Here is a 23,294-nt window from a genome sequence, read left to right on the forward strand (position 1 = left end):
CGTGGTTACGCCAACATCACGGCTCGCGCCGGATCGATCGCCGTCAGCTCGCCAGTCAGCGAGTCAATGCGTGCGGCAAGCGCCAGTTTGTCAGCGTCCTTGCGGTTCATCCGGATCTTCAGCAGGCGCAGTAGATGGTGTTTGGTTTCGAACGCTAGCGACGGCTCCCATTCTGTGAGCCTGAAGCGCTGCGCGGCGAGATCGAGTGTCGATAGCAGATGCAGTGCCGTATCCGGCCGGTCAGCATGCTCGGCGACGCGGGCCATCACCAGTTGCCGTACGTAGCGGTCGCGTTCGCCGTCGTGGGACGGCAAGCGTTGCAGCCAGGCAAAAGCGGCGTCCAGCCCCTGCTGCAAGGCGAGGTCGGACGCCTGTGCCTCGGTTTCCGCCCAGTCGGTATCGGCCGACGCTACGATCACCGGCGCCACGGCTTCGCCCCGCTCGACGTCACGCACGGTGGCGTAGCGTGCGATCCATTCCACCGTCGCGTCATCGGCAAAGGGTGAGCCATCGGAGAACGACAGTTGGTCCAGACCTGGCAAACGTTCGAGCATCAACGCACAGTCGGTTGCGACCAGATCGCGAACCTGCGCATATTCACCGCCCGCCTGCTCCTGCGCAATGAATGCGAAATACTGCAGATCCAGCCAGAAGTGATTCGCGCCTTCGGCAAACGCCGCCTCGACGCGGTCCAGCAATTCCGGCCACTGCTTTTGCAACATCAGGCGTTTGAGATGCGCGCGCAGTTCGGCGCGTGGCGCGACGAGCCGCGTCTTGCCGCTAACCTCGTGCGGCGGCACTTCGGTGAGCGTATCCCAGCGCACGCAACGCATCAGGCGATACGCCGCCAGATAGCCCTGCGGCTGATCGCGCAGGAACTGCGCCATCTGGCGCGCGCGGTCGAGCAGTTCGCGGGCGGAAGAGACTTCGGTGGCTGCCGGCAGCGTGGTGGCCGATGCACCGCCTGCCGGTGTCTCGCTGTTTGTTCGCGCCACCGGCAGCGGCGTTTCAACGCGCTCTTCGAAGCGGCGAAACAGCGGGTCGAGTTCAGGGCGCGCCGCCTCCGGCCATTGCGCGGTACGCTCCGTGATCAGCGCGAGCGCCGACAGCGTACGTTCGAGCAGCGTATCGGACAGGCCCTGCACACGGTCGAGCCGGTCAGCAAAGGTGCTGCCGGCAAGCCATTCGAGCGCGGCCCGGCGGGTTTCGGCACGGGCCGGCAACAATGCGTCGCCGAAACGATCAACGAGCGCCGAGAGCAGTTCAAAGCCGGATGCCACGCCTTCCGCGCCATCGCGACGCATGCGCCCATAGACGTAGTAGACCGCGAGGCGGACATCCTTCGCATTTTGTTTGAGCAAGCGTTCGGCGGTATTGACGATCAACGCGTCGTCGACGTCCGCGAGTTTCGCGACTTCTTCCCTGATCGCCAGGAAGTCGTCGTCATAGCCAGGGTCGGCACCGGTCGGCGCAGCCTCGCTGATCGGCCGAAGCCAGTCATCCCAACGCCCCTGTGTCGAGCGGGCGAGCTCAGAGGGCGGATGGGTGCCGAACAGTGCGCTGAGGAGGTTCGTTAGCATGGAGCGCCTTCTTCGGGCGAAGCAGTGGGGTCGGTTTTCATAGCGGGCTGAATCCACCGGGAAGCGGAGTTTCGGCGTGCTTTGCCGCGTCGAGCATCGCCCTCGGCAGCGGTGGTGGACCCTCAGCCTGCGCGGCCTTTTTTGCGCCCAATGCCGCGACAGGCGCTGTGCCGGCGAAGATGCGCGTCGGCAGCGCGAAGTTGCGCAGCGCGAGCAGTTCCAGCGGCCCCTTGCCCACGTCCGTGCGCATCATGAAGCTCAGCGGATAAGTGAGGTCCCGTGACGCGGTTACGAGCGGAGCTTGGGTCGTCAGGCTGTCGAGACGTTTGGCACCGAGGAAAGCCGGATCACTGGTGTCGTCATCTTCATCGTTGTCGTTGTCGCTGTGGTTCGCGAGATTCGACGCGCTCGCAGCCGAAGGCGCGGACGCAGGCTTTGGTACCTGTGCCGCCTTCGGGGCGCTCGTGTCCGGCGCAGCTTGCCACGTCAACTGGAAAGTGGCGCTGTCAACCGGCTGCACCTGGGCCCGTTCGAGCATGCGCACCAGCCCCCAGCGGCCACTGAACTCAAAGCTCTTGTTCGTACCCGCTTTCTCCGTCTGCCATTGCAGACGCGTGCCGAGGCCCTGCGGATTGTTCGACGGCCACGTCAGCGCCTGCCAGGCTTCCTGCTGGTTGTAGTAATGCAGCTTCTGGCCATCGAGCGTCAATATCGTGTCTGTCACACCCGCCGCCGGGACCGGCTTGAAGTCGAAACGATATTGCGGCTCCCCCTGTGCAAGAAGATGACCGGCAATGCGTTGCAACGTGTTCAGCGCCCTGAGGAAGTCGCGATCGAAGGTCAGCGTCGTGTTGCCTGTGGCCACCGGCACCCACTGGTCACCTTGCAGTTCAAGCACGCCCGCGAGTTGCGAGCCAAGGAACGCACCGATCAGGCCGCCTTGCGGGCGCAGGAAACGCGCGAGCTCGGGTAGCGACGCATCGTTGTCTGTGTTGGCAAACGGGTAGCGTCCCGCAAAGGAACGATTCCACGTCGCGACGATCGTCTGGCGCCAGGCATCGTTCAGGCTGGCCTGGGCCGGTTTCAGCACCGTTTGCGTTGCCTGGGCGACTGGCCGCACGAAGAGTGCATCGCCCATACCCACCCATTGCGCGCCGAGACTCGCGGCGATCAATTGCGCGTAGGTCTGGGTGTCGGCCAGTTCCGAGCCCTTGCCCTGAAAGAGCGATTGCGCAACCTGCTTCGCCTCAGCGTCGGCATCCGGGCTGTCGCTGACCTGCTGCAATTTCAGGCGCAGGGTGGTAACACGCTCCATGAAGCGTTGCAGGCTCAGGTCGCTGCTCGCGGCAGCGCCGGCATTGCCTTGAGCGACGAGACGCAGCACCGGCCCGAATGATGCACCGAGCGGCCCGGCCGGATCGGGTTTCGCTGTTTCAGGGCCCTCGACCTTGCCGCCAAACACGTGCTGTGCCTTGTCCACCAGCGTGTCGGACAGCGACGCCTTCAGCGCACCCGCTCCGCCCTGGTACTCGAGCGATTTCATCAACGCGATTACCGGCGACTGCCGCGCGTCGGCCATCAGTTTCAGTTGCTCGATCGTGGATGGCAGGGTGGACGCCGGGTCCCACTGCAGGGTGTTCATGAAAGCCTGCCAGCGGTCCGCGTAGTCCGAGAAGTAGCGGCTGGTGAGCGACGCCCTCACTTCATCGGCCGACTGCTCTGGCTCGTGCCGATGTACATTGCTGGCCAGCACCCAATCGCTCGCAGCTTCGTTCCGTTTCGCGGCCTCGTCTATGGCGGCCGCAATGGTGCCCTCGTAAGCCTGACGGGTGAAGGCGCCGGATATATATGCTGCGGTGCGCAGCAGTCCGCGCGTGTCGGTGCCTGCCGTGAGGGACGCAAGCGTCTGGTCGGGATAGCGATTGCCGACCGTGTCGAGCACGTGCTGGTAAATCGTGTCTTCGGAGTTTTTCACGCCGATCACGGCGAGCAGCGTTTGGCGTGATGCGTTGACGAGGTCCTGGCGCGGCTGGATGCGCCAGTCTTCATGCGCTCTCAGGTGCTGGGCGTAGAAGCCGAGCAGACGCGCGGAGAGGTCGAGTTTCTCGCCGGTCGGGAGGTTCGCGTTCGTGCTCCAGTAGCGGGCGAGCAGCGGGGTCATGAAGGCTGCGTCGGCACGGCTGGGTTGGGACAGCATCAGATAAGTCTTGAGTGCTTTGTGGCCGTCGAGCGCGAGCCGGTTGGTCTGGTCATCGACCTGCTCGGTCTGCATCTGGCTCAGGTCGACGAGGGAGGCTTCGAGGTTTTGCTGGAGTGGTGTCACGAGGACGTTGCGGCTCGCTCGGGCGTAGGGTTGCCACAGCGCGGCGAGCACCTCGTGATCGCGGTTCAGGCCGAAGCGGGTCAACAGCGGGGTGTGATGCTGCGTGCGGGTTTCGTATAGGTCGACGCGCTGTTGCAGCGTGAGCAGCGCGCGCAGTCTGGCGGCGGAATCGGGTGCCGCCGCGAGGGCCCGGACCGCCTGCTTCGTGAGATGCAGTTCGCGCGCGTTGTTGAAACCCGAGATCAGCATGCCGGTGATCCACAGGCTGATTGCACTCAATGCAATGATCGAGAACACCGTCACTGGGTGCCAGCCGAGGCGGTGGCCGCGGTTGGTGCGCGCGACCTCGCCAATGTGCTGCCATATAGGAAGGTCGGCGCTGGTCGGATGCTCGCGTTCGTTCGTTGTGTCCTGCAACGGGTACGGTGCGAAGAATGCACCGCTGACCGGTTGAACGTGCCGCTGGCGCCTGGCAAGCGCGACGATCCAACCGGCAAGCGGGGCGCTGCGCGTGTCGAGTCTCTGCGACAGTTGCGCGGCGTACCGGTCGCAGCCGTTGGTGGCCAGTTGCGCAATGCTGCGATCGGCCAGGCGGTCACGCAATTTCAGCAGTGCGGTTTCGATTGCGCTGACGTCCGCTGTGCGCGGGAACTCGCAACCCGTTATCGGCGTTGCGCCGTTGCTGACCGCGTCGTCTTGCGCGACGTCGAGGACGTAGACGGGCGCAGACCAGTGCAGTACCTGGGCGATGCGTGAGAGGTTCACGCCGTATGCGCTCGTGCCGCGGCGCGCGGTGGGCAGGTCCACGGTGCCGTCGAGAGTCAGCACAACCGCATCGATCGGACGGCAGCGGCGTAGTTTGGCTAACTGCTTCAACCAGTTTTCGTCTGGTTGACCGTCCTTGTCTGTTTTGCTCCATAGGAGCACAGCGTCGTCGGTTACGAGCCAGCCTTGTTCGGCAAGGTCGGGGAGCAGTTGCGCGATTGCGGCGTTGCCGCCTGTTAGCAACAGCCAAGGTTGGCGGTAGCGATAGCGAAGACCGTGGCGTGTTCGCAGATATTCCCGCAAAGAGGTCAACGGTTCGATTGTCGCCTGAGTCTCTTCCAGCGGCTTACCTAGCTCAGCCGACCCAACGTCTCGCAGCGCAGCCTTGCGGTTGGCCTGTCGAATCAGCATAACGTCGACGATAACGGCGAGCAAAAACACGATGACCAGACCCGAAACGACAAGTAGCTTCTGCGCCAGAGTGGTCAGACCAAAGGCGTCTCCTTTTGTAAGCACGATGAGTCCGCTTGCGACTAACACCACAAAAAAACCAGCCAGCTTGAAATTGAAGCGCATAGGGAAACTGATCTTAAAGTTGCGGCCCGACAACCGCGAGGGTCATGTGGTCGACATGAGCAATGCTCAGTAATTGTTTCTGCCCGGAGCTCCGCACCAGCGCAGCGGCGAGAGCGACGCACAACCATGGCGCAGCCATGCCAGTCGCGCCGATAGTCAGATCGACGTCATGCTGCCCTTGCAATCCGGCCGTCTTGAGTAAACCCACATCCTGGGTATCCAAATGGGTCGACAACTCCCGCTGCAAAGGTGCCTCTATGCCACCGGTCAACCACTGGTCGTTCAGCTCGGCGCCCTGAGAACGGCTCCACAGCAATACTTGCAGTAGCCCCTGCGCCAAACCTTCGTCATCGTGGTGTTCTGGTCGATATAGCAGCGTGTCACTGGCTAAGTGCCTTTGCGCGACGAACGCCCGTGAAGCAAACATCAGGATGGCTCCCGCTTCCGCCACTCCGGCATCTGGAATCGCGTTGAGAAGCGGGTTGAGTTGCACCACGCAAAGTACGTTGACTGCATCCGTGACGAATCCGGGGGCGCCGTCGAGCCATCCGTCGACAGCAATGAGGTCCGGAGCGTCAGTGCTGACTGCGGTTAGCGGCGCATTGCGGAGCTGATGCGCATCCCATGAATCGCGCCAAATTGCTTCGATTTCCGAAATCGTCAATTGCGCCGCAACGCTCACATGAACAACCAGCGGTGTACGTTCAGGCAACGCTCTGACGGCCGGCGCAATCTGCCGCAGCAGCGAGCCGAATACATACCCCAGCACATCGCGATGCCGCTCCTCGTCTGCAGCGTCGTCGCCGGGTCGCCAGGCATAGCCATCCGGATCGATCCACCGAGCGGCGATTGCGTCGCTGTCGCCCTCGAACCGGGTTCTCGGCTCCAGCGTGAGCTGCCGCTCCACCACAGCTGACGCAGTGTTCTCATGCTCCCGCGCGGAGAAAACAAAACCGGAGTCGAGGATATGCAACGGAATGCCGGCCCTCCGACAGACGTCGTCCTTATATTCACGTCGTGCATCGTTGTGCTCTTCGGCACGGGTTCGCCGGGACTGCAACACGCCAAGATAACTAAAGAGCAGGACCGCCCATACGAGCACCGGGAACGCTGCCACGCACGTCCAGAACCAAACCGTTTGCGTGGACTCGCCAGCCGGCCAGAAGCGGACGACACCGAAAGCACTGCCGCCGACGATCAGCAGAAAGAGGAATGCCCAAAGCGGCCAGGCGGGTTTAAACGGTGGGACCTCCCGCTCAGGAGCAATACGTCTCAAGTCATAGGCCATTACGTACTGCCCGTCACTCCACTAGACGACAGCAGAATCGCACCGCAAAGCGTCTTGTGACCATGAAACGCAATCGGCAGATCGCCATCAAGCATCTTGTCATTTCCCTCTGCAATCGCGTTTTCACCACAGCGGGGACAGGACACCTTGTCGGTCTTGCGGGAGGCGGGTCTATCGTTCAATGAAATGCGCGACGACCCGGTAAGCACCTTGCCGCCGTGGCTCGTGTCGTCGCCTACGTAAATCACATTTGGCATATGGCCTCTTCTGAAAGTTAAGGAAACCGGTTCACACATTTAAGCCATGAACATCTCATCGATACTTCACCGGATTTGTGCTCGAATCGCGCACATGTGCGTCATTCGGTGCTATCTGACAGGCCGCTTCGACGTCTGCCGGCCAAAGCGGTACCTTGCTCGTTGCGCGGCATGCCAGGCGACCGATAAAGAACAGGATGTGGAACGGCAGCATCAGCCATTTGGCAATCGGGTTCCACGCGTCCTTCGACACCAACGCAATCCAGCCCTGATACAGCGTCTCCCGCTTGTCGGCAATCGGCAGACAGTACGTGAAACCGGGTGCGTCGATCACTGCGTGCGGTCCCTCTTCCATGTAGCGGCGAATAAATTCCCAGTGACGCAGACAATCGTCCCGGCTGCTCGACGCGTAGCCGAACACGAACATTTCCTCAACGGTCTGCGCGTCCTTCAGCACGAGGCCACAGATGCCCAGCGTGCGGACGCCGAACGCCTGGCTGTTCACACGCAAGGTGAAGTACGCCTTGTCCCAAGACACTTCCAGAATTGTTCCGTCGCCGCGAAACACGTAGACCATCCGGTTCAGGCGGTTGAAGCGCATCGGATAGTGGGTGTAGCGAAACCATTCGCCGATCGTACGATTGAACGTAACTACGCCCGCGATAAACAAAGACGAAACAATTGTCGCGAACCCCATAAATAACAGCATTGCGCATTCGTCGCGGTGATCCCAGTTCGGATTGAAATAGAAATCCGCAAAAGTCGACCACCACGAAATCAATAGAAAAAATGAAAGCAGTCCTGCGCCGAACACCCCAACCACACTCATCATTCCTCGATTTGAATAGATCCCATCAACCAGTTCCAGATAGGTGGAATTCAACCGGATCACCCGGCCAGACGCGTGCGGTTCCGCGGTGCGTTCGCTGATTGACAGACGCCATTCTCGGTCCTGCACGCTCAGGGGACGTTGTTTTCTGTTTGTCGTAAACATCACGCATCCGCCATCGCCAGGCTGAAGTCGGACTGTTCCTTGCTGGAATCGGTGTAGCGGCTACCCGACGCCAGATCGCCCCAGTAGCAGCGTTCCATCCACTGGGCAACGGTGTCGCCCTTGACCTTGTCGGCAGTTGTGACTAGAGATGACATCGAGCCCTGATCTGACGGGTACGCGTAAAGATTCATCGGTACTCCGCCGGGTTCGTACTCGAATCGCGCACATATGCGTCGCCTGGTGCTATCCGGCACGCTGCTTCGACGTCGGCCGGCCAAAGCGGTACCTTGCTCGTTGCACGCCATACCAGACGACCGAGAAACATCAGCACGTGAAACGGCAGCATCAGCCATTTGACGATCGGATTCCAAGCGTCGTTCGATACCAGTTCTATCCAGCCCTGGTAGAGCGTTTCCCGTTTGTCAGCGATCGGCAGACAGTACCGGAGCCCAGGTGCATTTATCACCGACTGCGGACCCTCCTCCATGTAGCGTCGCATGAACTCCCAATGGCGCAGGCAGTAACTCCTGTTGCTCGAGGAGTAACCGAACATGAAGGCTTCTTCAACCGTCTGCGGATCCTTCAGCACCAGTCCGCTGATACCCAGCCAACTGGTTCCTGCTACCTTCTTGGCCACGTGCAGCGTGAAGTACACCGCGTCCCATGATGCTTCCAGTACTGTGCCGTCGCCGCGAAACACATACACCATCCGGTTGCGCCGGTTCAGCCTGATCGGGTAATGCGTGTAGCCAAACCATTCGCCGATCTTGCGGTTGAAGAGGACGACCCCCAGGATAAAGAGAGAGGAAACAACCGTTACTAAACCCATAGACAACAACATGGCGTTTTCATCGCTATGATTCCAGTTCGGATTTAAATAGAAATCAAACAAGGTCGACCACCACATTGCAAACAGGAAAATCGATAATAGACCCGCTCCGAACAACCCAATCAGACTCATCCCCCCGCGATTCGCATAGAGCCCATCTACCAGCTCGAGGTAGGTGGAATTCATTCGGATCACCAATGATGATGCGTGCGGCTCTCCAGTACGCTCCCGAACGCATAAGTGCGATTCTCGATCCCTTTCGCTCAGCGGACGCTCCTTCGCGATGGTCTTGAAAGTGTCTTTTCCCATCGCCATTACGCTGCCGCCATGAGTTTATTGAAATCATCGATCTCCTTGGCCGAACTGAAATACCTGTCTCCTACGGGCAGCCCACCCCAATAGCTACGTTCCGTCCATTGGGCAGCGGTGTCGCCCTTGACCTTGTCGACAGTCGTGACTAAAGATGACATCGAGCCTTGACCTGACGGGCACACGTGACGATTCATCGGTACTCCGCCGGGTTCGTACTCGAATCGCGCACATACGCGTCGCCTGGTGCGATCCGGCATGCTACTTCCATGTCGGCTGGCCACATCGGCACCTTGCTCGTTATGCGGCATGCCAGACGACCGATAAAGAACAGGATGTGGAACGGCAGCATCAACCATTTGGCAATCGGGTTCCATGCGTCCTTCGACACCAACGCGATCCAGCCCTGATACAGCGTCTCCCGCTTGTCGGCAATCGGCAGACAGTACGTGAAACCGGGTGCGTCGATCACTGCGCGCGGTCCCTCTTCCATGTAGCGGCGAATAAATTCCCAGTGGCGCAGACAATCGTCCCGGCTGCTTGACGCGTAGCCGAACACGAACATTTCCTCAACGGTCTGCGCATCCTTCAGCACAAGGCCGCAGATTCCCAGCGTGCGGACGCCGAATGCCTGGCTGTTCACACGCAAGGTGAAGTACGCCCTGTCCCAAGGCACTTCCAGAATTGTTCCGTCGCCGCGAAACACATAGACCATCCGGTTCTGGCGGTTGAAGCGCATCGGATAGTGTGTGTAGCGAAACCATTCACCGATCGTGCGGTTGAAGGCGACAATGCCAGCGATGAGAAGTGAAAAAATAACTGCAGGAAAAATCGTGGATAACAGCATCGCAGACGCGTCGTGACGGTCCCAATACGGATTCAGATAATGGACGACTACAACAACGTAGAAGAGCCAAGTCACGACAAATACACTTAGACTCACACCGAAAATCCCAAATGCACTCATCATTCCGCGATTCGAGTAGATGCCGTCAACCAGTTCCAGATAGGTGGAATTTATCCGGATTACTCGACCCGAGGCATGCGGTTCGGCGGCACGCTCGCTGATTGGCAGATGCCATTCACGATCGAGCGCACCTACGCGACGTTGTTTTTTGCTTGTAGTAAACATCAGACACCTGCCATCGCCTGGTGGAAATCTGATCGCTCCTTAGCGCAACTGGCGTAGCGGCTGTCCGGAGCCAGACCACCCCAATAGCAGCGCTCCAGCCACTGTGCAAAGTTGTCGCCCCTGACATGGTCAATTAGCATACTCAGCGCCACCAAGACTACTGCGAATACAAGTCCCCACCCCGTCAAACTGAGCCCGGCGACTACAGTCGCTCCACCTTCGGTAGCGACTGCGGCCCAAATTCCGAAACCAGCAACAACGATTCCGGCGAAGCCAGAAAGCAGTTGCAATGACATTAGTGCCCATTGCTCGCGCCCACCGCTTTGAACAGCATCAGCAATGTCCATTGCTGCGACTACCCCTGAAACTGCTGCCGCCCCTCCGCCCGCCACACGCAGCGCCAGTGCAGCACGCCTCGCCAGTTGTTCGCCCGCTACACGCTCGGCCATACCCGTCGCATATATGTTCCGCCATGCCCCATAGCCCTTCACGACGTTGGCTACTCCCGTCGCGAGTGCACCCGCAAAGAGCCCACGGCCGAGCTGATAGCGCGTGTCCTGCTCCCTGGTTTTCTGAAAGCTCAGCGCCTTCGTTTCAGCGGTGAGCATCTGCTGCCACGTGGCCCATTTGCAGACCACATCGATAACCGTCAGCCCGCCTTCCGACACTGCACCAAACAAAGGGGCACGCCCGACCTTCAGCACGCCGTACTCGTGGAGGTTCCGCGGCGTTGTCACGTTCTCGACCAGCCACTTCACCTTTTTGGTAGGGTCCGCGATCTTGGCCAGTTGTTCGTTCATATCTCCGGGGATAAACACGGCCATTTTCGCCTTCACGTCCTTCGAGGCAACCGCCAACTCAAAAGATCCGATATTGCCGCTCGCAAAACTTCCCCGCACCTGCTTCTTCGTGTATGAGGTCAACTGCCTGATTGTGTTCTCTGACAATGGCTTGCCGCTCTGCTTACCTTGAGCGGTCATATGGTCCATAAAGGCCTTCGACAGGAACTCGATCGTCTCTCCTGCCTTGCCGGAGACCTCGATCACCCCAGCTGGCGTTCTCAGCGTCACACCCACAACCGCCATCCAGCGAGCCAACGTCTTTTCTGCTGCGTTGTCGTTAAATTCGCGCAGCATCGTTGCTATAGGCGCGGCAATCTGTACCAACACACTGGCGACGGAATCCGGCAGCAATTTGTCTACCGCCTCCCGCTGCTGCTCCCTCGCCTTGACCTGACTAGCCTTCCACTCTGCCTCGGCCTGCTCCGCTTTCCGCTTCAACGGCGTATCGGCGAGCGCGAGTCCGGAACTCATGTCTGTCGAATCCACAAAATCTGCGAACGCCTCATCGTATTTCTTCTTCGCTTGCGCTACTGCCGCGTGCGCGGCCTGCGCTTGCAGCTTCGCGTCTGATGCGGGCTTAAGCAACGCCTGCACGTGCTTTGCATACTTGTCCATCATTTCTGCCCACGGCAGCTTCGCCGGGTCGAGTGGCAGCGTCTGCATCGCACTGATCAGTTCGTCCTGATGCAACACCAGCGCGCGCAGCAGCAGGTTGGTCCGCTCCGTGATATCGCCACTCAGCCACCGGCGATACACCTGCGCACAGCCCTCAATCTGCTGTGTCGCCGCCATACACCGCTGCAAGGTCTCCGCATAGACATCTCCCGACTGCGGGTCCTTCCCGTCGTGCGTGCAATCGAGCTTGTTCGACAGCAGATTGCTCTGCATCCACGCCGCATGCGCTTTCGCCAATGCTTCAATGTGCTCCTCCTGCAGCTTGTCTGATACCGTCTTAAAGTCCTTCGCCCAGTTGTCATAGAGCGTGGGTTTGATCCTGTTCAGATAGACCTTCCACGAATCGTCCTGGGCGATCTTGATCTTCTGCTGCGACGGATTTCTCAGCAGCGCATCCATCTGTTGCTGCCTGGCCAGGTCTGCCGGGTCCACCTTCTTCACGAACGTGCCCGGCATCACGGGCCGGTTCGCCATTACCGGGCTCACAGCGATTGCTGCGTCCTCTTCCCGTGCAAGGTCGTAGCTCACCTTCATGTAGTCCGCGAGACTATTCGCGTTAGAAAACACCTGCATCTTGATCTTCTCGTCATTAGATACCCTCAATGATTTGATCGCGCCATCGAGGGCAACCAGGTGCCGGTACGTCGTAGCGTAATTGCCGTATCCGTTCTCTTTGTCGTACTTGCCCTTCTCCACCCTTGTGTCGAGCAGGCGCTCCTGATGCCAGTTGATCAGCGCGGCGAGATCCTGCGCGACACCTGCGGGGTCGTCCAGCGCCACGATCGCGGCCTGCATGCCCGCACTGCGCCGCCGGCACGCCGACAGCGTGCCCTCTGCCTGCCCCGCGCGCGCGTGAAAATGAGGTGACGAGGGCGGCGTAAACGCACGCGAACCCGCTGACGCCGACTTCGCGGCGGGCGCATAGTCGGCCACGGCACTGGCCAGAGCGCCCATCCCTACCGCGTGGACCGTGTTGCCCCGGCCGGCCGCGGTCGCCTGTCCTGGCGGCGTCTGGTGTGTCTTGGCCCATGCGCTCGCATCAAAGGCGCGCATGTGCATTTCGCGCTGCGACTTGCCCGCGTTTCCCTTGTGGGCCGCAATAACTGCCGGCGTCCATTGCACGTCCGAATACCCCAGCCACACAATGCCCGCCTGCTCTGCATCCGGAATCGCGATGCAGCCAGCCAGTTCCTTATGTCCAGCGAAATCGCACGGTCTGGCCGTCTTCGCTTGCTCCGATACCGCCGTCTCCAGCGGAAAACTCATGTAATAACCGTCCTGCGTAATCCAGTACGCCGTCATCCGGTCACGCTTCTCGTCGTATACGTACAGGTAGCCGCTGCGCAGCACGCGCGTTGTGTAACCCGCGCTGCCGTGCAGTGTCAGGTCCTGCTTCTTGCCTTTGCCCACGCTGTGGACCGTGTCTTCAACCTTTAGCGGCGCGGTTACCACAGGCAGCCCCATGTCGAGCGGTGCGATGGCATAACGCACCGGCATGATCAGCAAACCCTGTTTATCGCAGAAATTGCATTTAGGTTCGGTGGTGGTCGTCATAGACGTCATGCCTCCAAGGCTGCCGTGTTCGAGAATTCGGCTGGCGGTAAGGTTTGTACGATGTTCATTGCCTGCTGCGCGAGGATGTTGGATTCCTCTATCGTCAGGAGCGCCGCGAGGTCCGCCCAACTCCCGGGTGTCTCCTGCGCTTCTCTGAGCGTCCAGTAAGGCGCGAGCTTAGGATGGTTCAGAAACGCAGGGCCGCAGCGCACCACATGCTCGGCGTATCGGGCCTGATCATCCGGCTGATGCCAGCGCAGGCGATTTTTCGCCACTGCCAAGGCCGCCTCTATGCGATTGGCAACGGAGGCACGCTGCGGCCAATGAAGAGCTGGTGATAAGGCCAGACGCGCGAGCACCTGATTGACTAGCGCAATACGTTGAGCACGTTCCCAGACCTCGATGTCAATGCGCGCAAATCCGGCAATCCGTTCAGCTGAGTCCACGCCGGCTATGCGTACGACAGGCATGGCGAGTTCGAACCAGTTGCCGAACCATGGAAATCGCCACGTCGAAACCGGGCCAGTCAAGGCAGTCAATTGATCCGTGTCCAGCAGCCAACAGAGATTTGCGAATACGCGCGGATCGAAGAATCGCCATAACGCTCCGCTTCCTGACCGATTCCCCGTTCTGTCGATCGGCAGTACGAGCATCTGCTGCGCCAGGTGCGCAGCGAACGCGTCCGCCGACACGAGCGTCTCGAGAAACGCGAACACGCGCGGTTGTATCAAAGGAAACCGCTGCTGCGCGTCGAGTTCGTCTGACAGACTAGATTCCAGCCACTCTATCCGCCCAGCATCGCATTGACGCAAATCAATCAGCATTGGCAAGCCAGTAAAGTCTTTGCCCCAATTGGTCGGGACGCACATGCGTCCATAGAGCGACGCCAACTCTCCAGCATCGGGAAATGCACCCGGGTCGACCAAGACGTACCCGCCGCGGGAAAGCGAGGGAGGCTGACATACAGAAATCGCATCGGCCACACGCCACGTGGTTGAAGTCGATACCGTCATGCCAACGCCACACTGTTTTCACCGGCCGTTGCCGCAGCAGCTTGTGATCCGTGACACGCGGCGAACGCAGGCAGTTTCCCGGCGATGCTATCGGGACCATCCCATTTGAAGTTGGCCATCCTGATCGTGACTTGTGCCGGCGACGCGATCGTCACATTGCCGTTCTCCAGCTTGATATAGGCGCCGCCGCCGTCAGTGAGCGTGACGGATTTCCGGGCTTGCAGCACGACATGCCCCTCACTGCTGCTGACGGTCATGTTCTGCTGGGAAGTGAGCTCCATCTCGTCGCCTTGCGCCTGAATCTGCACTTTCCCCTTGCTCGCAAACAGCTTTACGCCCATCTTGTGTGCGAACAGAGAAATAGCTTCGCCTGCAGCGACGGTAAATTTGCGAAGCACACCAATGTCGGCGCCTTCACCCGCGGTAAACGTCAGATTGGTGCCCGCACTATGCTGAATCGCATCCGGCGTGACGAGGGCAATCGATGAACTCGCAGACAGCAGGATCACAGCCTGCTGTAGATCCTTGATCTGATTCTGAAGAACCTGCTGCATGGCCTTTGCATCCGCCGCATCGGCTTGCGCGATTCTCGCCGCCTGAGCTAGCCCCTCCATACGGCCCTGCGAGTCGGCAAGGCGCGTCATCGCCTCTTGCATGTCAAGCTGCGCGCCCGTTGCGTTAGGCCGATCGTCGGATGAAACAAACAACCCCTTCCCACCCCGGATCGCCCCCCAGCCCGACGTCCGCAACTCAAACCCCTCGCCGCGCTTCTGACGCTTGCCGTTGACCATATGGCCCAGGGTCAGCTGACTCTTGCCCGAGTGTTCCGTGGAAAGCTTCGCGTGCTCCTCACCTTCCCAGTCTTCAAACTCGAGCTTGTTGTCGCTCTGCGTACGAATCACATTGCGTGAGAGCCAACGCTCCTGATTCGTGATCAGGTCCGTGGCCTGGCTGTGGTGATGGAACTGTGAGATGTATGGCTTGTCCGGATCGCCGTCCCGGAACGCAATCACCGCTTCCGTGCCGTCCAGCGCGGGGAAGTGGAAACCCGTCTGCAATGCACCCGCAAACGGCTTCGCGAGCCGCAGCGGCACACTTTCTCCACCCGGGTTCCACCCGTCAAAGTCCAGATCGAGGCGCACCGTGTAGTAGCCCTGCTGGGTCAGGTACGCGTACTTGTACTGGCCCGGCGACGTTACGCGCGCGCTCAACGTGCCGCTGATCATGGGCCACGCATCGTCTTCGAGCTTCAGACGGAAGCGCCGATCTGACGGAATCGCCCGATAGCTGTTGCGGTACGCCTGATCACGTGCACCTGTATGGGTGACCTCGATGACTACCTGGCCAGTGGCGGTGTCCCCCGGAGTATGGTCCTGCGAGGCGTCCGGCATATCCGCATCCATGCGCAGGATGCGCGCCGGCTGCAAGGCCAGCACATTGCCTTCGCCCTCATAGATGATCTGCCATGCAATGGCCGCCTCGTGGCGCAACTGCGCTTCCCACTGCGCGCCATCCTGGTCGAGGTGGTTGGTGCCGTAGATATACGGCTGGCCGTACGTGGTGGCATCCTTGCCCGCAATATTCGCTTCAGCACGGAACCGCTCCCACGCCTGATCGGGGTTGTAGTCCGCGACGGCAAACGACTTCGGCACGGTCTGCGCATGTATCTGGAGCGCGAACACTGTCTCGATCCCGGCCTCCAGCCCCGCCGTCTCGCGGTACGGTACGCTCAGTTCGGGTTGATAGATGTAGTGGTCGATGTCGTCGCCGAACACCACCATGTCTCCATGCTTGCCCTGAACGATGTAGCTGTAGATGCCTTCCTTCTGCATCAGCATCTGGATGTAGGTCCAGTCCGTACTCTGGTACTGGAATCTGAATTTATGTTGCGGATACTGCCGGCGCAGCCTGAAGACGAACTGGTGGCCCTTGAACCCGTGACGGCGCAGGATCGACTCGATGATCTGTGGCCCGCTCTGCTGCTGGTAGACGCGGCTCGCGCGCGTGAGTCTGAGCCGCGCGAGGTGCGCCTCGACCACGATGCGGTAGCTGCTGAAGTCCTTCGTCGTCTTCGTCTTTGAGAAGCGCGTGATGCAACCGGCGAACACGCGCGGCGTGCTGCCATCCGCCGGATCGATCGTAAAGGTGGCATCGCGACCGAGATAGTCCGCCCTCGACAGGCTATCCGGATGAGTAAGCTCGACACTCACGCGATACGGCTCGCCCATTCGCTCGACTGCCTCGAACGAAACCACTGACAGATCCTTCGCACTCCCTGTTCCAGGTACATCCAGAAAATAGGATTGCCGCCCAGTCACACCTGAAAGCGCGGCGCCGTACTCCCTGACTCTCTCGTCCAAATCTGCCATCGTTGTTCACCCCGTTCTCAAGCGTGCCAGGAAGAAACGGCGGCGAACATGGTGTTGTCCGCGCGGTCTCCCTCGATCCGATGTGTGCGTTTGGGCACGGAAGGTAAACGGTTTCCCGATCGTTGTGAATGCCTTCACCCCTTGTTTAAAGTATTTTTTAAGCAAGATCCAATTATCAGACTTATCTCATATCAAAGACATGGATATCCGTGATAGCTTCTCCTACGACCTTGGTTGTACTGACTGTTATTAAAAAACTAGAAGGATCGAAAGATGAGTGAGAGCTTCCAGAATGAAGTACCAACAAGCCGCATCAACATCAAGCTCGATCTGCACACAGGGGGTGCGCAGAAGAAGGTCGAGCTACCACTCAAGCTGCTGGTGATGGGCGACTACAGCAACGGTCAGGACACACGCGCGCTCGCTGAACGCACAAAGGTTGACATCAACAAGAACAACTTCAACTCCGTTCTCGCCGACTACAACCCCAAGGCAAAAATCGCTGTTGAAAATACGCTGGCTGGCGACGGCACGGAGCTGCCGGTCGACCTCGACTTCAAGTCGATGGACGATTTCAAGCCGGACGTGGTCGCCGGCAAGGTACCCGAGCTGCGCGCGCTGATGGCCGCACGCAATCTGCTGCGCGACCTGAAGTCGAATCTTCTCGACAATGCAACGTTCCGCCGCGAACTGGAAAAGATCCTCAAAGACCCGGCACTGTCCGAACGCTTGCGCACCGATCTGCAAAAGATCGGTGAAGCAACGCCGTCCGCCCAGTGACCGCGCAGCTCATCGAGGAACCCATCATGGCAAAGAACGAAATCAATCTTCACGAATCGAAAGCGACGGAGACCGTCGTGCTGGACGCGCCAGGCAAGAGCGTCTACGAGGCGCTGTGCGAGAAGATCAACCTGACGCCGGTCAAGGCAACCCGGCCGTTCGATTCCTTCCAGAACGCGGATGCGCTATCGGAGTCTTCTTTAGACGAGCGCGTCGCGCAAGCGATGAACGTGTTCCTGAAGATGATCAAGGACTCGTCGCAGCAGGTTGATCGCCTCGACAAAAGCTTGCTCGATTTTCACATCGCGCATCTCGACCAGCAGATCAGCGCTCAGCTCGATGCGATCATGCACAACGAGACGTTCCAGAAAATCGAATCGGCATGGCGCGGACTGAAGTTCCTGGTCGACCGCACCGACTTCCGCAAGAACGTCAGGATCGAAGTGCTCGACGTTTCGAAAGACGCACTGCGCCAGGACTTCGAAGACACGCCCGAAGTCATCCAGAGCGGCCTGTACCTGCACACGTACATTCAGGAATACGACACACCAGGTGGCGAACCGATCGGCTCGATCATCTCGAACTATGAGTTCGATCGCGGCCCGCAAGACATCGCCTTGCTACGCAACATTTCCAAGGTGTCGGCTGCGGCCCACATGCCGTTTATCGGTTCGGTGTCACCGCAGTTCTTCGGCAAGGATTCAATGGAAGAAGTCGCCAGCATCCGCGACATCGGTAATTACTTCGATCGTGCTGAATACCTGAAGTGGAAGAGTTTCCGCGATTCAGACGACGCTCGCTATATCGGCCTTACGCTGCCACGCTTCCTCGCGCGTCTGCCGTATGGTCCTGAAACGGTGCCCGTGCGTGCGTTCAACTACACGGAAGCGGTGAAGGGACCGGACCATACGAGCTATCTGTGGGCGAATGCGTCCTTTGCGTTTGCCGCAAACATGGTGAAAAGCTTCATCAAGAACGGTTGGTGTGTACAGATCCGCGGCCCGCAAGCGGGCGGTCTGGTCGAAGACCTGCCGATCCACCTGTACGACCTGGGCACCGGCAACCAGGCCAAGATCCCGAGCGAAGTGCTGATTCCAGAAACGCGCGAGTTCGAATTCGCCAACCTCGGTTTCATTCCGCTGTCGTACTACAAGAACCACGACTTCGCGTGTTTCTTCTCCGCGCATTCGGCACAAAAACCGGCGCTGTACGACACGAAGGAAGCCACCGCAAACAGCCGCGTCAATGCACGCCTACCGTACATTTTCCTTCTGTCGCGCATCGCACATTACCTGAAGCTGATTCAGCGCGAAAACATCGGCACAACAAAAGACCGCCGCTTGCTCGAACTCGAACTGAACACTTGGGTCAAGACGCTCGTCACCGAAATGACCGATCCGGGCGATGACTTGCAGGCGTCGCATCCGCTGCGCGAAGCGAAGGTAATCGTCGAAGACATCGAAGACAACCCCGGCTTCTTCCGCGTCAAGCTCTTCATCGTGCCGCATTTCCAGATCGAAGGGATGGATATCAATCTGTCGCTCGTCTCTCAGATGCCGAAGGCGAAGAACTGAGCATTCGCAGCTCCCTGTCAGTAGCGTAGTACCGCTGCACGGCGACCACGCAGTCGCCGTGCAGCTCGCATTCAATGCGAAGCGGCTTTCGTCCGCCCCTTCGCGCACCAGCCGATCACGATGAAGATAACAAGACCGCTGTGGGCCCAGGGGATTTTCATGACGCCCCAGCACTTCCAACAGCAAGCGCTATGGGACCGATTTGCCGACGAACGCGTCGCACGCATTGCGAGTCCCGAGCCATGGGGCGTAGGGCAGGTTGCGTTCGATACGCAGGCGCTGTCGATCAACCGGCTTCAGTTGAGCTCGCTTGCGATACGCCTGCCGGACGGGACTTTTGTCGATACTGAAACCGCTGATCGCTTGCCTGCTGTCCGCGATCTTACAGACGTTCCCGTCCATATCGACTCGGTTGTCGCGCTTGTCGGTCTCGCGCTCGTCGACCCGCAGGGCGGAAACTGTATCGAAGCTGGCGAGAAACCGGCTCGTCCGCGCCGCTTCGTGCGGGAATACCTGCACGTGGCCGACATTAACGGCGAGGGCAAGGAGGAAATCAGCATCGAACGGCATGCGTTGACGCTGCTGTTCGACTTCGAAACGGTGGGCGACTACGTCACCTGTCCGATTGGCCGGTTCGTACGCAACGCCCAAGGCCGGTTCGAGATCGATCCAGCGTTTGTCCCCCCTTGTCTGTTCCTGTCTGCCAACGAGCGGCTGACCGAACGCATGAACCGGCTTTCAGAAATCCTGGGGGCAAAGAGCGCGAGCCTCGCCATGCGCCGTCGTGAGCGCTCCGATCAGATTGCGGACTACGCGGTAGCCGACGTGTCACTGTTCTGGCTATTGCACAGCGTGAACAGTTCATGGCCGGATCTCGCGCGCCTCTGCCAGGCGCCGCACCAGCATCCCGAGCGGCTGTACGGCGTGCTCGCGCGTCTGGCAGGGTCGCTGCTGACGTTCTCCACCACCGAAACACTGCAGGCCATTCCACCGTACGACCACCACGCGCCTGAGCCAGTGTTCGCGGAACTGGAATCGTTGATCCGTACCCTACTCGACACGGTGATACCGTCACGGGTCGTGCCAATCGCGCTGGAGCGCGTCAGAGGCACTATCTGGATCGGCAAGATCAACGACGAACGACTCGTCGACGGTGCCGACTATTACCTCTCGGTCCAGTCGAGCCTGCCGGCTCATGCGCTGCTCGAACAACTGCCGCGCCTGTGCAAAGCGGGCGCACCCGACGAAGTCGAGCAGATCGTCAACTCGGCGTTGCCCGGCATCCCGTTGCGCACCATGTCGCGTCTGCCGGCCGCCATTCCGATTCGCGTCGAGAACCAGTACTTTGCGCTCGACGCTGCTCACCCCGCTTTCAAGCGGATGGTCGCCGCACGCGCTTGCCAGTTCTACGTCCCGGCTTCGATTCTGGATGTGTCGCTTGAACTCTATGCCGTATTGCCGACATGACATTTCCAGCTTCCACCGCTCGCGCCGCCACGCTTCTCCCGATCGCGCTACGCGACACGGCGTTGACCGTCACGAATCTGGCCACTCAAGGCGCACCGAGTATGCCGGGCGCTTTCGACGCGTTTCGCCAGAAGTGCAAGGAACAGATCGATCGCCTGCGCACAGAACTGGCATCTGCCGGTCATCCCGCCGATGTCATCGAAGACGCCACCTACGCGCAATGCGCGTTGCTCGACGAGGCCGCGCTCAGCAACCTGAAGGAAGGCGACCGCGACGCGTGGGAACGCGAACCTCTGCAGGTGAGCGAGTTCCAGAGTCACAATGCTGGCGACGAACTCATCGCGCGCATCGAACGTCGCCTGGCCCAGCCAAAGCCCGTGCTTCCGCTGCTTGCCATTTTCATCGCGGTGCTCGATCTGGGTTTCGAAGGCAAATTCGCGCTGAATGGTAGCGATGCACGCGCAGCACTGATGCGTGCCCTCGATGAGCGTCTCGAACGCCATCGCGACACGTCCGGTCCCGTTATCGTCAACGAAGGGATCACGCGCCGCTGGAGTGGACGTCTGTCACCGTCCGCCTGGGTGGTGGTCGCCTGCATCGCGGCGGGCGTCGTGTATTTTTCGGTCGATCAGTGGCTGACCGCCTCAATCGCACAGATCGCACCTTGACGAGGCGAAGCTTGGCTGGCTATCCGTATCGAACGCTGTTTATGTGGAGCGCGACGCTTGCGCTCGTCTGGCTCGTGCTCTGCTCGCCCTGGTCACCCGGGTGGAACATGGTGCTCGCCGTACTGGTGGTTGTCGTCGCGCTTGTTGCCATCGTCATCGCAACGCAGCGGACTCGCGCCCGGCGCGAGGCAACCCGGCACGTGCTAAGCGCCATCGACACTGCCCTCAGTTCGCTCCCTGCCGACGTCAAGCGCAACACGCCGCTGGTACTCACGGTTAGCGACGCCGAAAGACATCCTACTGATGGGTCCGACCATACGCATGGCGTGCTCGACGACGCGTTCGGCGCAGACCGGGTCCGTATCACGGACGCAGCAGTCTGGGTGCGTTGGGACGACCCCGCACGACTCATGCATCTTGCTGACGCCCTCAAGCGCTGGCGTGACGGACAAGGTCCGGATGCGGTCGCCTATCTGATCGCCGCCGACAAAGTCGATAGCCAGGCCATTCTGGCAGCCGGCCTGAAGCGCTGGCGCTCGGCCATCGGCGAGGCGAGCCGCGCAGTCGGCTACGCATTGCCGGTATGTGTCGGCGTGTACGCGGAAGAAGCCCATGCGGCAGCCGACGGTTGCCCGTGGTTTGGTGTGTCCGGTGGATCGTCGCTGCAGATCGGCACACTGCCCGCACTCATCGCGTCGCGCACCGCACAGTACACGCAGTTCGCCATTCCAATGGAAAGGGAACCCCGCGCACACCGATCCGCACGGCTCGATGCTCTCACGCGATGGACCTGCAGCGCGATATTGCCTGCGATGACCGACACGCAGCGCAACAGTCAGCCGTCACATATCGCCGCCTTCGGCGTAACCGCCATCGAAGGGCGGCAAACGCCGGGTTCGCTCTACGGTCAGTTTGTTTCGTCTATCACCGGCCTGACACTGCCAACCGTCGCCGGAGCGCGGCGGGTTTGTCCGCTACCGGAGCCGCTGATTCGCGGCATCCCGCATCAACCCGCAAGACAGGCCCTGCCGCGCGCATTCGCTCATGGCTTTCTGTGTCTCGCGGCATGCTTCTGCGCTGCCGCGGCCGCCTCCGCCTGGCAGAATCGCGCGCTGGTCGAACGTGTTACGACCGACATGGCGCGCTACAAGGCGATCGCGCCGGCCCAGGACGCGGCACGTATCGACGCACTGAAGTCGGTCAAACACGATCGCGACGAACTCGAACGCTACGCCAGCTCCGGCGTGCCGCCGCGGCTGGGCCTCGGCCTCTATCGCGGCGCTCCACTGCTGCCGCTTGTCAACACGTTGATCGCCAGCTATCAGCCACCGGCCCCGCCGCCGTCCACCATCGAACTCGACAGCCTGTCGCTGTTCCGCACTGGCAGCGCCGTGCTGAACCCTGGGTCGAACCGCGTTCTGGTGGGCGCGCTGGAGATGATCAAGACGCATTCGGACAAGCGAGTTCTAGTCGCCGGCCACACCGACTCCGTCGGTATTCCTGACAGGAATCTGAAACTCTCCGAGGCACGTGCAGCTTCAGTACGCGACTGGCTCGCAGACGCATCCGGCATCCCGTCAACGCACTTCGCAATCCAGGGCTACGGCGATACCCGTCCGAAGGCCGCCAATGACACCGAGGCGGGGCGCGCGGCGAACCGTCGAGTCGAAATTACGCTCGTCCCCGATTGTCGTGACGATCGTGCAACCCAGGGCCATCCGGCCTGTTCATTCGAGTAAAAGGAGAAAAACAATGGCAATTCCGGCATACATGTGGATCAAGGACGATGGCGGCGCCGACATCAAGGGTTCGGTAACGGTCCAGGGCCGCGAAGGCAGTGTCGAAGTCGTTGCGCTCGATCACGGCGTGAACATCCCGACCGATGCGAATACCGGCAAGCTGACCGGCACGCGCGTGCACAAGCCGATCACGTTCACGAAAGAAACCGACGCCTCGACCCCGTACTTGTACAAAGCGGTGACCAGCGGCCAGACGCTCAAGTCAGTCGAGATCAAGTGGTACAAGATCGACGATGCCGGCAAAGAAAAAGAGTACTTCAATACGAAGCTCGACATTGTGAAGGTTGTCGCCGTCAAGCCGAAGATGCTGGACATCAAGAATCCGGCCTACGAGAAGCACAATCACCTGGAAGAGATCGAACTGCGCTACGAGAAAATCACGTGGTCGTACAAGGACGGCAACATCATTCACGCCGATAGCTGGAACGAACGCTCGTAAATATAGCTGGTCCGGCACCCCTGTCAGTTCTCTCCGGGGTGCCGTTTCTTGCGCGAACCGC

The 23,294-nt window shown here is 60.1% G+C and carries 18 protein-coding genes; 6 read left to right on the forward strand and 12 right to left on the reverse strand.

Going from position 1 to position 23,294, the window contains the following annotated elements; translation table 11 throughout:
- Nucleotides 1–5: 5 nt before the first annotated feature.
- The 12 genes from tssA to R8871_RS12030 form a co-directional block, all read right to left on the reverse strand.
- Complete coding sequence (gene tssA, locus R8871_RS11975; RefSeq protein WP_175050632.1) at nt 6–1,580, reverse strand: type VI secretion system protein TssA; 1,575 nt, start codon at nt 1,578–1,580, stop codon at nt 6–8.
- A gap of 37 nt (nt 1,581–1,617) precedes the next feature.
- The gene (locus R8871_RS11980; protein WP_246287538.1) at nt 1,618–5,184 is read right to left on the reverse strand and encodes an ImcF-related family protein; all 3,567 of its coding nucleotides are present in this window, start codon (nt 5,182–5,184) and stop codon (nt 1,618–1,620) included.
- A gap of 73 nt (nt 5,185–5,257) precedes the next feature.
- Nucleotides 5,258–6,532: a hypothetical protein gene (locus R8871_RS11985; RefSeq protein ID WP_175050634.1), complete on the reverse strand. Its 1,275-nt coding sequence runs from the start codon at nt 6,530–6,532 to the stop codon at nt 5,258–5,260.
- Nucleotides 6,532–6,789 (reverse strand): PAAR domain-containing protein, encoded by a 258-nt coding sequence (locus R8871_RS11990; protein ID WP_175050635.1) that lies wholly within the window; start codon nt 6,787–6,789, stop codon nt 6,532–6,534. Before R8871_RS11990 ends, R8871_RS11985 begins: the two co-directional genes overlap by 1 nt.
- A gap of 55 nt (nt 6,790–6,844) precedes the next feature.
- On the reverse strand, nt 6,845–7,672 hold the full coding sequence (locus R8871_RS11995) for a DUF6708 domain-containing protein (RefSeq protein WP_175050636.1): 828 nt from the start codon (nt 7,670–7,672) through the stop codon (nt 6,845–6,847).
- A 110-nt stretch (nt 7,673–7,782) separates the two neighbouring features.
- Nucleotides 7,783–7,938: a hypothetical protein gene (locus R8871_RS12000; protein ID WP_175050637.1), complete on the reverse strand. Its 156-nt coding sequence runs from the start codon at nt 7,936–7,938 to the stop codon at nt 7,783–7,785.
- Between the two features lie 32 nt (nt 7,939–7,970).
- Nucleotides 7,971–8,798, reverse strand: a complete 828-nt coding sequence (locus tag R8871_RS12005; protein ID WP_175050638.1) for a DUF6708 domain-containing protein — start codon at nt 8,796–8,798, stop codon at nt 7,971–7,973.
- A gap of 128 nt (nt 8,799–8,926) precedes the next feature.
- Nucleotides 8,927–9,118, reverse strand: a complete 192-nt coding sequence (locus R8871_RS12010) for a hypothetical protein (protein ID WP_175050639.1) — start codon at nt 9,116–9,118, stop codon at nt 8,927–8,929.
- Nucleotides 9,115–10,053, reverse strand: a complete 939-nt coding sequence (locus R8871_RS12015; RefSeq protein WP_175050640.1) for a DUF6708 domain-containing protein — start codon at nt 10,051–10,053, stop codon at nt 9,115–9,117. The genes R8871_RS12010 and R8871_RS12015 overlap by 4 nt, the downstream gene beginning before the upstream one ends.
- Nucleotides 10,053–13,124 carry a T6SS effector BTH_I2691 family protein gene (locus R8871_RS12020; protein ID WP_175050641.1) on the reverse strand — a complete coding sequence of 1,024 codons (3,072 nt, stop codon included), beginning with the start codon at nt 13,122–13,124 and terminating at the stop codon, nt 10,053–10,055. Before R8871_RS12020 ends, R8871_RS12015 begins: the two co-directional genes overlap by 1 nt.
- 5 nt (nt 13,125–13,129) lie before the next feature.
- The gene (locus R8871_RS12025) at nt 13,130–14,137 is read right to left on the reverse strand and encodes a DUF4123 domain-containing protein (protein WP_175050642.1); all 1,008 of its coding nucleotides are present in this window, start codon (nt 14,135–14,137) and stop codon (nt 13,130–13,132) included.
- Nucleotides 14,134–16,506: a type VI secretion system Vgr family protein gene (locus R8871_RS12030; protein ID WP_175050643.1), complete on the reverse strand. Its 2,373-nt coding sequence runs from the start codon at nt 16,504–16,506 to the stop codon at nt 14,134–14,136. The genes R8871_RS12025 and R8871_RS12030 overlap by 4 nt, the downstream gene beginning before the upstream one ends.
- A 273-nt stretch (nt 16,507–16,779) precedes the next feature.
- On the opposite strand from R8871_RS12030, the gene tssB reads away from it, so the two are divergent.
- The 6 genes from tssB to R8871_RS12060 all read left to right on the forward strand — a co-directional run bounded on the left by tssB (nt 16,780) and on the right by R8871_RS12060 (nt 23,233).
- Nucleotides 16,780–17,286: a type VI secretion system contractile sheath small subunit gene (gene tssB / locus R8871_RS12035; protein WP_175050644.1), complete on the forward strand. Its 507-nt coding sequence runs from the start codon at nt 16,780–16,782 to the stop codon at nt 17,284–17,286.
- A gap of 26 nt (nt 17,287–17,312) precedes the next feature.
- Nucleotides 17,313–18,860 (forward strand): type VI secretion system contractile sheath large subunit, encoded by a 1,548-nt coding sequence (tssC, locus tag R8871_RS12040; protein WP_175050645.1) that lies wholly within the window; start codon nt 17,313–17,315, stop codon nt 18,858–18,860.
- 120 nt (nt 18,861–18,980) lie between these two features.
- Nucleotides 18,981–20,327 (forward strand): type VI secretion system baseplate subunit TssK, encoded by a 1,347-nt coding sequence (tssK, locus tag R8871_RS12045; protein WP_175050646.1) that lies wholly within the window; start codon nt 18,981–18,983, stop codon nt 20,325–20,327.
- Complete coding sequence (locus tag R8871_RS12050) at nt 20,324–20,995, forward strand: DotU family type IV/VI secretion system protein (protein WP_175050647.1); 672 nt, start codon at nt 20,324–20,326, stop codon at nt 20,993–20,995. The genes tssK and R8871_RS12050 overlap by 4 nt, the downstream gene beginning before the upstream one ends.
- Nucleotides 20,996–21,006: 11 nt before the next feature.
- A complete protein-coding gene (locus R8871_RS12055) occupies nt 21,007–22,734 on the forward strand; it encodes an OmpA family protein (RefSeq protein WP_246287539.1) in 1,728 nt (575 codons plus the stop codon).
- A 13-nt stretch (nt 22,735–22,747) separates the two neighbouring features.
- A complete protein-coding gene (locus tag R8871_RS12060) occupies nt 22,748–23,233 on the forward strand; it encodes an Hcp family type VI secretion system effector (RefSeq protein WP_175050648.1) in 486 nt (161 codons plus the stop codon).
- The last annotated feature ends 61 nt before the right edge of the window (nt 23,234–23,294 follow it).

Source organism: Paraburkholderia sediminicola, from assembly GCF_902859805.1.
Taxonomy (GTDB): Bacteria; Pseudomonadota; Gammaproteobacteria; order Burkholderiales; family Burkholderiaceae; genus Paraburkholderia; species Paraburkholderia sediminicola.